Source organism: Rubrivirga litoralis, from assembly GCF_031846415.1.
Taxonomy (GTDB): domain Bacteria; phylum Bacteroidota; class Rhodothermia; order Rhodothermales; family Rubricoccaceae; genus Rubrivirga; species Rubrivirga litoralis.
In genome coordinates this window covers 23,718-36,963 of record NZ_JAVRHT010000002.1, presented here as the reverse complement: position 1 = coordinate 36,963, position 13,246 = coordinate 23,718, and the positions used below count along the sequence as shown (strand labels likewise).

Here is a 13,246-nt window from a genome sequence, read left to right as displayed (position 1 = left end):
GGGTGGCGCAAGGTCGGGACAGAGCGGCCGCCCCGCTCCGTAGCTTTGTGCCTCCGCCCCGCTCCCCCCCAGCCGCCCCGCCCGCATGGCCGACGACGCCACCCCCGACAACCTCTACGCCGACCTCGACCGGCGCCGCGCCGAGAGCCGGGCCGGCGGCGGCGAGGCCCGCGTCCAGCGCCAGCACGACCGCGGCAAGCTGACGGCCCGCGAGCGGATCGACGTCCTGCTCGACGCAGGCTCGTTCGTCGAGACCGGCGCGTTCGTCCGCCACCAGGCCACCGGGTTCGGGCTCGAAGAGTCGCGGCCCTACGGCGACGGCGTCGTCACCGGCTGGGGCACGGTCGACGGGCGGACGGTCTACGTGTTCTCCCAGGACTTTACCGTCTTCGGCGGGTCGCTCGGGCTGGCCCACGCCGAGAAGATCGTGCGCCTCATGCAGCTCGCGCTCGAGAACGGCGCCCCGGTCGTCGGGCTCAACGACTCGGGCGGAGCGCGCATCCAGGAGGGCGTGGCCGCGCTCGGCGGCTACGCCGACATCTTCCTCCAGAACACGCTCGCAAGCGGCGTCGTGCCGCAGATCTCGGCCGTGCTCGGGCCGTGCGCGGGCGGGGCGGTGTACTCGCCGGCCATCACCGACTTCACGTTCATGGCGCGCGGCACGAGCTACATGTTCGTGACCGGCCCCAACGTGGTCAAGACGGTGACCAACGAGGAGGTCACGCAGGAGGAGCTGGGCGGGGCGGACACGCACGCGTCGAAGTCGGGCGTGTGCCACCGGGCGTTCCCGAACGAGGGCGCGCTGCTGCTCGGCGTCCGCGAGCTGTTGGGCTACCTCCCGTCGAACTGCGAGGACCCCGCCCCGCCCCGCCCCACGACGGATCCCGACGACCGGGCCGACGAGGCGCTGGACGCGCTCGTGCCGGCCAACCCGAACAAGCCGTACGACATCCACGAGGTGATCTCGCGGGTCGTCGACGACGGGCAGTTTTTCGAGATCCACCCCGACTTCGGCGCCAACCTCGTGGTCGGGTTCGCGCACCTCGGCGGGCGCAGCGTGGGCGTCGTCGCCAACCAGCCAGCCGTGCTCGCGGGCGTGCTCAACATCGACGCGAGCGTGAAGGGCGCCCGGTTCGTCCGCTTCTGCGACGCCTTCGGGATCCCGCTCGTCGTCTTCGAGGACGTGCCCGGCTTCCTGCCCGGGACCGACCAGGAGTGGCGCGGGATCATCCGCCACGGGGCCAAGCTCCTGTACGCCTTCTGCGAGGCGACCGTGCCCAAGCTGACCGTCATCACGCGCAAGGCCTACGGCGGCGCCTACGACGTCATGAACTCGAAGCACATCCGGGCCGACCTCAACCTGGCCTGGCCGACGGCCGAGATCGCGGTCATGGGGCCGAAGGGGGCCGTCGAGATCATCCGCAAGCGCGAGATCGCCGCGGCCGAGGACCCCGCCGCCGCCGAGGCCGAGTTCACCGAGGAGTACCGCGAGCGGTTCGCCAACCCCTACGTCGCCGCCGAGCGCGGCTACGTCGACGACGTGATCCGCCCGTCCGAAACGCGCGGGCGCCTCATCCAGGCGCTCGACATGCTCCAGAACAAGGTGCAGACGCTGCCCCGGAAAAAGCACGGCAACCTCCCGCTGTAGAGGGAGGACGGCGAAGCCAACCTGCCGCTGTAGCGCCCGCTGGACCGCCCCGCCCACGCCCTCCACCCCGCCCCGCCCCGCCGTCTAGTCCAGACGGGGGCGGGGTGGGCGGCCGTTCAATCGAAGAGCGCGAGGAAGCGGTCCTTGAAGTCGGGTTCGAGGGCCATCACGGTCGAGGCTCCCCACCTGTCGTTCCCCTCGATGATGGACGGCCCGGTCGGCGTCATGGCCACGTCCCACCCGACCGTGTGGACGTACCGGATGTCCTGGTGGAGGCGGCGCACGAGCTCCACGCCCTCGTCGAAGAACGGGAGAGCCAGGCCGTCGAGCTCGACGCCGGTGTCGGGGTGGTGGGTCACCCACCCGGGGGTGCCGGCGCGGACGAGGCCCTTCCCCTTCAGGGCTCCCGCCTCAGGGTCGATGGTGACGGCGAGGCTGCCCAGCCCCCAGCTGTCGATGAGCGCCCCGCCCTGCCCGATGCGGAGGTGCGCCGTAAACACCCGGACCTCGCCCCGATCCATCACCGTCACGATGCGGAGCGTGTTGAGCGAGGCGGGGTGGAGACCAGCGAGCACGGGGTGCTGGTCCACGCGCTCCTGGAGGATGGACCGGCCCCCGAGCCGGGCGCGGAGGTCGTCGAGCGAGGCCGGGCGCCCGTCGACAAAGATGTCCCCGTCCTCAACGCGGAGCATGAACACCCCGCGGCCCAAGGTCCCGTCAAACGGCTTGCAGATCCCGTCGACGTCGTCTTCGAGGAGGGCGTCGAGCGGGGCGGACTCCCGAGTCGAGATCGTCTCCATCGAGTCGGCACTCAGGAACGCGAGGTTCCGAGGCGTCGGGTACCCCAGCGACGAGGCGAACTGGGCAAACACGAACTTGTCCCGGAGCAGGCAGACGTAGTTGTGCCCCTGGTCGAGGAGCGCCTCGTTCGCGCCGTCGCGGAGCGCCCAAAACGTCGGGTAGGGCACGACCGAGTCGGTCCGCGCCCCCTTCCGGTCCATGCCGTAGCTGAAGTAGTACTTGTCGAGCTGGCCGTGCTGGAAGACGTAGCGGACGTTCTCGGCCGCCATCTGCAAGCGGCTCTTCCGCTCGGCCTCGGGGTAGTACGTCCGCGATAGCTCGGGGTCACGGACCCTGCGGACGGCCTCCGGCCAGAGCGTGACCGCTTGGCGGAACCGGCGGGCGGCGCGGACGGCGCCTCGGGCGTAGCCAACGGCTGATGTAAAGAGGGACATTGACGCAGTGCGGAGCAGGACCGCTGTGATGAGGTGGAGAGTGGCTGGTGCTTTGCCGAGCGGCTACTGCCGGGGGTGCGGTCGGCGGGGACGCCGCCCTCCTGGACGCCGCGCAGCATCGGCGCAGCCAGAAGAAGCACACGTGGCGGAGGAGGCCGAGCGCGAGCGCGTCCACAAGAGCTCGACACAGCACTAGCCCCCGCTCTTCGTACAGCGACTGTGACGGCGCTGGAAGGGGATCGAGGCCGGCCGCGCAGGCCGTCGATGGAAAGTACCCGAGCGCCCTGTGGGCGCGCACCCCATTCTCCGACCTCGCTGCTGGGCACACGTCTACCGTCCCATCGTGCGCAGGCGGACGTCTCGCTTTTACGGTTTCGGTGGCCACGGGCGGGGCGGGGCAGGGCGGGGCACAAATGTGCAGGTCTCGCGAACTCTCTCAAGACGCCGCCCCGCCCAGACGATACTTTAGGGACCCACCGGCCCCGGCTCAAGCCGCTGATCGGCCTCTGGCCTTGTTCTCCGGCCCTACGCGCCGTTTCTTGATCCGGCCAAGTCGTTCCGGCCCATCGGGGTCGGCCGCCCGTTCGCTCGACGTCCCCCCGCTCTCCACAGTCCCCCCGCCCATGACACGCCTCACACTCCTGGCGGCGGCGGCCCTCGTCGCGGGTCCGGCCCTCGGACCCGACGCCCTCGCCCAGACGGCGACCACGGACACCGCGCCCGTGCGCCCGGCCACCCCGCTCCCCACGGCGGCCGACGCGCTCCTGCCCGGGTTCGTGCCCGCCGACTCGGTCTCCGACGAGGAGCTCGCCCGCCGCGTCGCCGCGTTCTACACGCGTCAGTCCGCGCTCCTCCAGGCCGACGCCGACGGTGACGCCGCCCGCTACGCCGTCCTCCTGGACGACCTCGTGAGCGACGTCCGTCTTGCGGCCCAGCGGCCGGGCGCGCTCCTGGACGACCGGCTCCGCGCCGTCTACAGCTCCGTGCTCACCGAGTACGAGCGGTTCTACGACCGCCCCGCCCTCGACCGCGGCGACGTGTACGCCGTGCGCACGGCGGGCACCGACGCCGTCGAGCGCGGGTTCGACCAGGGCGTCCCGCTCCTCGACCACGTCACGCTCCCCGACCTCGGCGCCTTCGCCACGCAGGTCCCGATGGACGTGAACCCGCAGGTCGAGCGCTACCTCCAGTTCCTGCTCAAGCGGCCGAGCCACGTGTCCCGCCTCCAGTCGCGGGCCGACACGTACTTCCCGATGGTCGAGCGCGTGCTCGCCGAGGAGGGCGTGCCGGACGAGCTGAAGTACCTGGCGATGGTCGAGAGCGCGCTCAACCCCGTCGCTCAGAGCCACGCCGGCGCCGCCGGCATGTGGCAGTTTATCCGGGCGACCGGCCGGGCCTACGGGCTCCGCTCGGAGAGCGAGGTCGACGACCGGCTCGACCCCGAGGCCGCCACGCGCGCCGCGGCCCGCCACCTCCGCGACCTCTACGACCGCTTCGGCGACTGGCAGCTCGCGCTCGCCGGCTACAACTGCAACCCGGCCGTCATCGCCCGCGGCGTGCGCCGGTTCGAGGACCAGACGGGGCAGCAGGCGACGTTCTGGGACATCGACCACGTGATCCCGCGCGAGACGCGGGCCTACGTGCCCATGTTTATCGCGACGTCGCTGGTCCTCTCCAACCCGTCGGCCTACGGGCTCGGCGCCTACGAGCCGGGGCCGGCCTACGTGTTCGACCGCGTGCCCGTCGCCGGCGGGACGCGGCTGGCGAGCGTGGCCCGCGCGATCGACGTCGACGAGGCCGTGCTCCGCGCCTTGAACCCGTCGCTCAAGCGGGGCGCGGCCCCGGCCGTCCGCCTGCCGCACATGGTCCGCATCCCGGCCGGGTACTACGCCGAGCACGCCGCGGCCCTCGACCGGCTCGCCCCGCCCGAGGCGAACGGGGCGCAGTTCGCGGCGGGGACCGTCCAGTTCGGCCCGCGCGCCGTGCGCCCGCTCGCCCCGCAGGAGCACTCGGACGCCGTCGCGACGCTCGTCGCCCGCCGCGAGACGCGCCGCGCCAGCGAGCCCCGCCCGCAGCGCGTCCGCCGCGCGGTCCCGGTCGAGCGCTACGCCGCCGCCGCCCCGCCCGCCGTGGCCGCCGCCGAAGCGCGCGCTGACCAGACGGCCGCCCAGGTCGCCCAGGCCGATGCGCCGGGCGGGGTGGAGCGCGCGCCGGCGCCGGCGGCCGAGCCCGCCTTCGTCGCCCGCCGCGAGCCCACGCCGGGGTCCGAGGCCGAGCCGGCGGCCGAGCGGGCCCGCCCCGCCCCGCCCGCCGAGGCCGCCGTCCCGGTCCGCGTGGTCTCCGACCGCCAGCCGGAGACGCACCGCGTCCAGCGCGGCGAGTACCTGACCTCGATCGCCCGCGAGCACGGGACGACGGTCGCTCGCCTCCGCGCGCTCAACGGCCTGCGGAGCGACACGGTCCACCCGGGCCAGACGCTCCGCGTCTCGGGCGAGGCGCCGGCCCCCGCGAAGGCGGCCCGCCCCGCCCGCCCGACGACGCACCGCGTCCGCGGCGGCGAGAACCTGACGGGGATCGCCAAGCGCTACGGCGTCACGATCTCCCAGATCCGCGAGTGGAACGGCCTGCGCAGCGACGTCATCCGGCCCGGCCAGCGCCTCCGCGTGTCGGCCGCCGGCTCGCGCGGCTAGGCGTCCTCCCCGCCCCGCTCTGTCGCGCCGCCCCCACGCCGGGAGCGGCGCGCGTCGTTTGAGACACCCAGCCGCCCCGGTGCGAGCTGGGCGGGGTGGCGCCTCTCCCTCCTCTTGCACCACCACCGCGCCCGTGGCCCGGGGGCGGGGTGGCGCAACGGCCGGCGTCAGTACCGCCGGAGGTAGGCCAGGCTGTCGGCGTCGAAGGGCGGCGAGGCCACGTCGAAGTCGGCGAAAAAGGCCGACGCGTCGCACGTGTTGCCCTCGACGAGCATCTCGAACTGGGCCGGCGAGATCGGCAGCACGCCCGCCTTGCCCAGCGTGTTCACGCCCAGCCGCGCGACCGGGATCGGGACCGGCACGGTCGGCTTGGGGTCCACCCCGCCCCCGCGCGCGATCCGCCGGAGGACCTCCTTGTAGGCGACCCGCTCGTGCCCGGCGACGCAGTAGCTCCGGCCGGCCGAGGCGTCGCGCGTGACGGCCTCAGCCATCGCCTCGGCACACGCCTCGACGTGAACGGGCTGGAGCTGGTAGTCGCCGTCGCCGAACACGGGCAGGACGGGGAACGGCTTGACGAGCGTCTCCCACAGCCGCTTGGCGAACTCCGGGTTGTCCGAGCCGGGGTCGCCGAAGAGCGTCGAGGGGCGGAACACGACGAGGTGCTCGAAGCCCGCGCCGCGGACGACCTCCTCGGCCCGCCACTTCGTCGTCTGGTAGGCGCTCCGGCCGTCGGCCCGCGCGCCGTTCGCGCTCATGTGGACGAACCGGCCCACGCCGGCCGCGCGCGCGGCCTCGGCCACGTTCCGCGTCCCGTCGACGTGGACGCGCTCGAACGTGACGCCCTTCGACGGCTGCTCGTCGATGATGCCGACGAGGTGGACGACCGCGTCGACGCCGTCGAACGCCCCGCCCAGCGAGCCGCGGTCGGTCACGTCGCCGCGCGCGGTTTCGACGCCGTCGCGGCCGTCGAGACCCGGCGCCGCGCCCCGCGTGAGCGCGCGGACGGTGTGGCCGCGCGCGAGGAGCGCGTCGAGGACGTAGGAGCCGACGTAGCCGGTGGCGCCGGTGAGGAGGACGAGCATGGGCAGAGCGGGCGGGGTGGACCGACCTACGGAGCGGCGCGCGGCGCGGGTCCGGCGTACCGACCGCCCCGCCCGACCCGTTGCACCGCCCCGCCCGTTCTGCCCCACCCGCCCCACCCCGCCCGCCCGTGCCCGGCTACGACGCCTCCGCCCTCGCCCGCGACCTGAAGGCCGAGGCCCGTCGCGTCGGGTTCGACGGCGTCGGCGTCGCGGTCGCCGAGCGGCTGGACGTCGAGGCCCGCCGCCTCGACGCGTGGCTCGCCAACGGCCGCCACGGCGGGGCCAGCGGCGCGATGACGTGGATGGAGCGGAACTTCGAGAAGCGGATCGACCCGACGGTCCTCGTGCCGGGCGCGCGGAGCGTGGTCTCGGTCTTCGCCAGCTACTGGCAGCCCGACCGGCGGCCCGGCGGGGGCGAGCCCGGCGCGGCCAAGATCAGCCGCTACGCCTGGGGCGACGACTACCACGACGTCCTCAAGGAGAAGCTGGCCGAGCTGTTCGACTGGCTCGACCGGCGCACGGGCGGGGCGGGCGGTCGCGCGTTCGTGGACTCGGCGCCGGTGATGGACAAAGCCTGGGCGCAGCGGGCCGGGCTGGGCTGGCAGGCCAAGAACACCAACCTCATCACGCCCACCCACGGCTCGTTCGTGTTCCTCGGCGAGCTGATCACGGACGTGCCCCTCGCGCCCGACGCCCCGTTCGCGGCCGATCACTGCGGCTCGTGCACGCGCTGCCTCGACGCCTGCCCCACGGGCGCGCTCGACGCGCCCTACCAGATCGACGCCACGCGCTGCATCTCGTACTGGACGATCGAGCACCCCGGGCCGGACCTCCCCGCCCTCGCCGCCGAGTTCGGGGCGTGGGCGTTCGGCTGCGACGTCTGCCAGGACGTGTGCCCGTGGACCAAGTTTTCCCAGCCCACGCGCGACGCCCGGTTCCTCCCGCGCCCGGGCACCGAGGACACGCCGGCGGCCGAGTGGGCCGAGATCGACTTGCCCGCCTTCCGCGAGCGGTTCCGCCGGAGCCCGGTCAAGCGGGCGGGGTGGGAGGGGTTCGTCCGCAACGTGCGCAACGCGGCGCGGGCCGCTGGGGGCGGGGCGGAGCGGCCGTAGGGCGAGGCCGCCCGCGCCGCCGGGCGGGGCGGCGGGGCGTGCCGCACCTGCTCAGCCCTCGTCCCTGGGGAGCGTGAGCGTGAACGTCGAGCCTTCGCCCTCGACGCTCGCCGCCGTCAGGCCCCCGCCCATCTGGTCGGCGAGGCGGCGGGCGACGGCCAAGCCCAGGCCGGTCCCCTCGAACCGGCGGTTGACGCGGGCGTCGCCCTGGACGAACGGCTCGAACACGTCGTCGAGCGCGTCGGCGGCGACGCCGACGCCCGTGTCGGCGACCTCGACGCGGACCGCCCCGCCCTCGGCCCGGACGCGGACGGCGACGGCGCCGCGCTCGGTGAACTTGGCGGCGTTGGCGAGGAGCTGCTCGACCACCTGCTCGACGCGCGCGGGGTCGGCCAGCGCGGCCGCATCGGTGGGCTCGACATGGAGGGCCACGCCGCGGCCGTCGAGGGCGGGGCGGTGGCGCCCGGCGACGGCGGCCAGGAGCGGGCCGAGGGCAACCGGCATGCGCCGCAGGTCGAGGGCCTTGGTCTCGAGCCGCGACAGGTCGAGCAGGTCGGAGACCAGGCGGAGCGCGCGGCCGGCGGCGGTCTGGATCGCGTCCGCGAACTCGGCCACCTCGGGCGGGGCGGCGAGATCGGCCACCTCGTCGGCCAGCAGGTCGGCGAACCCGCGGATGACACCGAGCGGCGTGCGGAGCTCGTGACTCATGGTGCGGAGAAAGGCCATGCGCGCGTGGGCCGCCCGCTCGGCAGCACGCCGGGCGCGCCGGAGCTGGGCCTCGGCCTTGTGCTGGGCCGTCACGTCGGCGAGAAGGCCGCCGGTGGCGACGTTCCCGGCCGCGTCGAGCCCGGGCGTCGCCCGCTCGCGCACCCACGCGACGTCGCCGCCCACGACCAGCCGGACGTCGACCGTCGAGGGCCGCCCCGCCCGGAGCCGGGCGTCGTGGGCCGCGAACGCCGCGCGGTCGCCGTCGACCACGAGGGCGCTCCAGTCGGCGTCGCCGGCGAGGACGGCGTCGGGGTCGAGCCCCGTCAGCGCCTCGGCCTGCGGGCTCACGAACGCGTACCGCCGCCGGCCGTCGGCGTCGTGGGCGACCGTGAACAGGGCGTCGTCGAGGTCGGCCACAGTCCGCTCGAAGCGGTCCTCGGCCTCGGCCCAGCCCCAGAGCGTGGCCACGAGCGCTCCCAGTCGGTCGGCCGCCGCGCGCTCGTCCGGGCGCCACGGCCGCCCGCGCCCGACGACGACGAGGGCGGGGAGGCCGCCGCCGACCGGGAGCGCGAGCGCGTGCGCGGCCCCGAGCGCCGCGAGCACGGGCGGGGCGGACACGTCGCGCGCTCGGCCGGAGCCGTCGCCCGGCGGGACCGCTGCGGTGACGAGGCCGGGCGCGGCGTCGGGCGGCCACACGGCGCACCGGACGTAGTCGTCCGCCCCGCCCACGAGCGCCACGGCGACGTCGGCCGCCAGCGCCTGCCCGACGTGGACGGCGGCGGCTTCGAGCAGCGCGAGGAGGTCCGGGCGGGGCCGGGCGAGCGCGTGGAGCGCGGCCTCGGCCGCCGCGACGCGCGCCCCCAACGGGTCCGCCGCGACGGCGGCGACGACGGCCGCCCCGCCCCCGCCGAGCGCGTGCGCGCGCAGGTCGAGCCGCTCGGCCGCGTGCCCGGGGCGCACCACGTCGGCGGCGTCCGCGCCCGCGACCAGTCGCCCGAGTGCGGCCTGCACCGCGTCGCCCCAGGCGTCCGGCGAACCCAAGAGAGCATCGAACGCGCGGCTCGACCACGCCACCCCGCCACCGGCGTCGAGGACGGCGAGGGCCGCCGGCACTCCGGCGAGGGCGGCCGCGGGGTGAGCCTCGGGGGCAGTCGTCATGGCCGGGGTATCGCCCGCCCCGCCCGGGACTTGAACAGGGCCGGTGGGCCAAGGGGTCATACGGGGTTGCTGAGTTCGCAAGGCCCTCGCCCCCCCGCCCGACCCCTCACCCTCTCCCACGGGGAGAGGGAACTTCGCAGCAGGCGCCAGGGCGGGGCGGGTGCACACCCAGCCTCCAGAGCGCGTATCAGGAGTCGGTAGGTCAGGACGGTCGCTCTAGCCTACGGCGGGGCGGGGCGGCTCCTCCCCCACCCCGCCCCAGCGTACGGCTCTCCCGCGGCGCCTTTCGGGATGCGGGCGGGGCGGTCGACACGGGCGCCAGCGCCTCCCACTGCCCCACGGCTCTCCCGACCCACTGCCCTACTGGCCCACCGTTTCCGCCGCCCGCTCCGCCGGGACGACGGTCACCAGCCACAGCAGCCCCACCCCGCCCTCGACCGCGGCCAGACCGAGGATGACGGTCCCGACGCCCACGCCCGACTCCAGGAGCACGCTCGTCGTCACGATCGACACGCTCTGCACGAGCGTGGCGAGGAGCCAGTCGGTCGCGAACACGCGCCCGCGGTAGCGGTCCTCGGCCCGGTCCTGGAGGAGCGTCGTCGAGAGCACCCAGTTGGTCCCGCTCGCCGCGTGGGCCAGGACCACGAGCGCGACGACGGCCCACCGCACGTCGCCGGCGACCGCCACGCCGGCGTAGGCCACGGCGCTCGCGACCACGCACGCGCCGAGGACCGCCGGCCACCGCCGGGCGTCGCGGAAGAGCGCGCGCGCGAGGATCGGCCCGAGCCCGGTCCCCAGCCCGCGCGCCGCGAACAGGACGCCGATCCCGGTCGTCCCGGCCGACGGGAACAGGCGGTCGCCGATGAGCGCGAGGGCCAGCACGAGCCCGCCGCCGCCGACCGACCACGTGGCCTTGGCGAGCGCGATGCGCCCGACGGCCGGGCGCCGCCGGAGGTAGCGCCAGCCCTCGACGATCTGGCCGAGCCCCTCGCGCACCGCCCCGCCCACGCCGCCCCGCGCGGTCGGCTGGCCGCCCTCCCCCGACGCGTCCGGCGCCCGCGGCGGCACGCGGACGCGGGCGATCAAGGCGGCGCTCACGAGGTACGTCGCCGCGTCGAGCCAGAACACCACGTCGGTCCCGAACATGTCGACGGCCGGCCCGCCGGCCGCGGCCCCGACGGCGAGCATGATCGACCACGTGGCCGAGAGCAGCGCGTTGGCGGTCAGCAGCTCGCCCTTTTTCGTGATCGCCGGGAGGACCGCGTTCTTGGCCGGCGTGAACGCCGCGCTCACCGCGATCTGCGCCGAGGCCAGCACGTAGAGCAGCCACAGGTCGCCCGCGTCGCGGACGAACAGGAACCCGAGCACGATCGCCGCGCGCACGAGGTCGGCCCCGATCATCAGCTTCCGCCGGTCGAGCCGGTCGGCCAACACGCCGGCGACGGGCGAGGCCAGCGCGAGCGGGAGGAGCTTGGTCAGGAACACGCCGCCCAGCGCCGTCTCGGACCCGGTCAGGTCCAGGACGAGCCGGTACAGCGCGAGCGTGTTGAACCAGTCGCCGAAGAGCGACACGACGGTCCCGCCCCACAGCCGCCGGACGTCGGCGTTCGTCCGCAGGAGCGCGCCGAACCCGACCTCGCCGCGGAGGTCGGCGCCCGGGTCCGCCCCGCCCCGCCCACGTCTCCCGATCATGCGTCGCTGCGGCTGCTCATGCCCCGCTCACGACGACCGGACGGCGCGGTTCGCCGCGGCGACCAGATCAGGACCGCCCCGCCCATGCGGGCGGGGCGGGCGCAAGGCGGGCGCAGGGCGGGGCGGGCAGCGGGCAGCGGGCGGGGCGGGCAGCCTGGATCGAGAGCCGTTAGGACCGGACGCGGGCGGCCACGACGGCTCATCCCTATGACGTTTTAGGCGACGGCGGAGCGGGAGCAGGCGCCCGCCGGAGCCACGGCGCCCTGGTTTCAGGGTCGCGGCGAAGCGTCGCCGAGCGGAGCGGCTTGTACGCCCGGTCCGTGCCGGGTTGCTTGAACGGGCCGGACGGCGGGTTCGGCCCCTCTTCTCCATCCGCCTCAGCCACCGATGACCCCACTCGTTACTCCCCGGACGCAGCGTGCCCTTCTAGCCCCGGCGTTGTCGCTGGGGCGGCTCGCCCTCCTCGCCGCCGTCATGACCTCCGCCGCGCGCGCCCAGACGACGGTCCTGTTCGAGGACTTCGAGGACGGCGCTGTCGAATACGTGACGTCGACGCCTGAGTTTACGGACGGGGGCAGCGACTTTTTCACGCGCACGGACGGCTCCGACGTGGACCCGTCGTACGCCGTCACGGGGGCCGGGGGAGCGTTCTACTTTGCGGCCCAGGACATCGACGGCGACGGGGGCAGCGCGACGCAGTCGCTCACGTTCAGCGGGATCGACATCTCGGGCCTCGCCGACCTCTCGTTTTCGGCCCGGTTCGCCGAAGACGACGCCGCCAACGGCGACGAGGACTGGGACGCGTCCGACTACGTCCGCGTCGTCGCGCAGATCGACGGCGGGGCGGCCGTCCGCGTCTTCGCGATCGAAGACCAGGGCGAGACCAACACGGCGCCCCGCGTCGACACGGACCTGGACGGCGTCGGGGACGGCGCCGAGCTGACGCCGGCGTTCGCCGCGTTCTCGGCCGCGATCCCCGGGACCGGGTCCACGCTCGACCTCACGATCACGATCCGGCTCGACGCCGGGGACGAGGACGTCGCCCTCGACGACGTGGCCGTCACGGGCGTCGCCGCCGTGGCGCCCCTCGCCTGCACGCGGGCCGCCCCGCTCTCGTTCGACGTCGACGGGAGCGGCGGCCCGGTCGCGCCCGACGACTTCGACCCGACGGACGACGGCGACGCCCTCGGCGAGTTTGCCGGAGTCCGCCACGAGGGCGCGGGCGGGGCGGCCGTCGACCTTTCGGCGTGCTCGTTCGTCGCGCTCGACGCGTCGGCCGGACAGGTCACGTACGCGGCCCCCGCCTCGGGGGCCGTCGCCGCCGGAGGCGCCTACGTGTTCGCGAACGAAGGCGGCGACCAGGTCCTCCCCGCCCAGACTCTCCCCGACGGGCCGGGCGCGTTCGCGCTCGTCGAGAGGACCGCCGCCGTCGGCGACGACGTGGCCGCCGTGCTCGGCCGCGTCGTCGCGGCCGTGGTCTACGACCGGGACCGGGCGGTGTCCGCGTCGGTCGCGGGCGGGGCCACGGAGGCGGAGAGGCAGGCGTTCGAGCAGGCCCTCGCCGCCGTCTTCGACCAGGCCACGCCCGCGGAAGCGGACGGCGGCCTCGACCTAGCGGTGGCCGCGTGGCCGAACCCGACGCGCGGGGCCGCCACCGTAGCCTTCGGGCTCGCCGCGGGCGGGGCGGCCCGCGTGGCCGTCTACGACGCGCTCGGGCGCGAGGTGGCCGTGGCCGCCGACGGCCCGTTCGGGTCGGGCCGCCACGTGGTCGGCCTCCCCGCCCGAGCGCTCCCGGCCGGCGTCTACGTCGTCCGCGTAACGACCGAGGGCGGGGTGCGGACGGCCCGGCTTACAGTCGTCCGCTGACCCGCCCCGCCCGGAGCCGCCCCGCCCACGCGGGCGGGGCGGGCCACCATGGGCC

8 protein-coding genes are annotated in these 13,246 nt (G+C 75.3%); 4 read left to right on the top strand and 4 right to left on the bottom strand.

The window, feature by feature from the left end:
- Positions 1 to 85 precede the first annotated feature (85 nt).
- On the top strand, positions 86 to 1,648 hold the full coding sequence (locus RM540_RS01630; RefSeq protein WP_311661532.1) for an acyl-CoA carboxylase subunit beta: 1,563 nt from the start codon (positions 86 to 88) through the stop codon (positions 1,646 to 1,648).
- Between the two features lie 116 nt (positions 1,649 to 1,764).
- On the opposite strand, the gene RM540_RS01625 is transcribed toward RM540_RS01630, so the two are convergent.
- The gene (locus RM540_RS01625) at positions 1,765 to 2,883 is read right to left on the bottom strand and encodes a sugar-transfer associated ATP-grasp domain-containing protein (protein ID WP_311661531.1); all 1,119 of its coding nucleotides are present in this window, start codon (positions 2,881 to 2,883) and stop codon (positions 1,765 to 1,767) included.
- 623 nt (positions 2,884 to 3,506) lie between these two features.
- Between RM540_RS01625 and RM540_RS01620 the strand changes: the two genes are divergently transcribed.
- Positions 3,507 to 5,573, top strand: coding sequence for a lytic transglycosylase domain-containing protein (locus RM540_RS01620; RefSeq protein WP_311661529.1), 2,067 nt, complete (start codon positions 3,507 to 3,509; stop codon positions 5,571 to 5,573).
- A gap of 167 nt (positions 5,574 to 5,740) precedes the next feature.
- On the opposite strand, the gene RM540_RS01615 is transcribed toward RM540_RS01620, so the two are convergent.
- Positions 5,741 to 6,655 (bottom strand): NAD-dependent epimerase/dehydratase family protein, encoded by a 915-nt coding sequence (locus RM540_RS01615; RefSeq protein ID WP_311661527.1) that lies wholly within the window; start codon positions 6,653 to 6,655, stop codon positions 5,741 to 5,743.
- 128 nt (positions 6,656 to 6,783) lie between these two features.
- Between RM540_RS01615 and queG the strand changes: the two genes are divergently transcribed.
- Positions 6,784 to 7,767, top strand: a complete 984-nt coding sequence (gene queG / locus RM540_RS01610) for a tRNA epoxyqueuosine(34) reductase QueG (RefSeq protein WP_311661524.1) — start codon at positions 6,784 to 6,786, stop codon at positions 7,765 to 7,767.
- Between the two features lie 51 nt (positions 7,768 to 7,818).
- Here the strand turns inward: queG and RM540_RS01605 are convergent, their stop codons facing one another.
- Together RM540_RS01605 and RM540_RS01600 are read right to left on the bottom strand one after the other, a co-directional pair.
- On the bottom strand, positions 7,819 to 9,633 hold the full coding sequence (locus tag RM540_RS01605; protein WP_311661523.1) for a sensor histidine kinase: 1,815 nt from the start codon (positions 9,631 to 9,633) through the stop codon (positions 7,819 to 7,821).
- 360 nt (positions 9,634 to 9,993) lie between these two features.
- On the bottom strand, positions 9,994 to 11,325 hold the full coding sequence (locus tag RM540_RS01600; protein ID WP_311661522.1) for an MFS transporter: 1,332 nt from the start codon (positions 11,323 to 11,325) through the stop codon (positions 9,994 to 9,996).
- 387 nt (positions 11,326 to 11,712) lie between these two features.
- Here RM540_RS01600 and RM540_RS01595 point away from each other — a divergent pair, with 387 nt between their 5' ends.
- Complete coding sequence (locus RM540_RS01595) at positions 11,713 to 13,191, top strand: T9SS type A sorting domain-containing protein (RefSeq protein ID WP_311661521.1); 1,479 nt, start codon at positions 11,713 to 11,715, stop codon at positions 13,189 to 13,191.
- Positions 13,192 to 13,246: the final 55 nt, after the last annotated feature.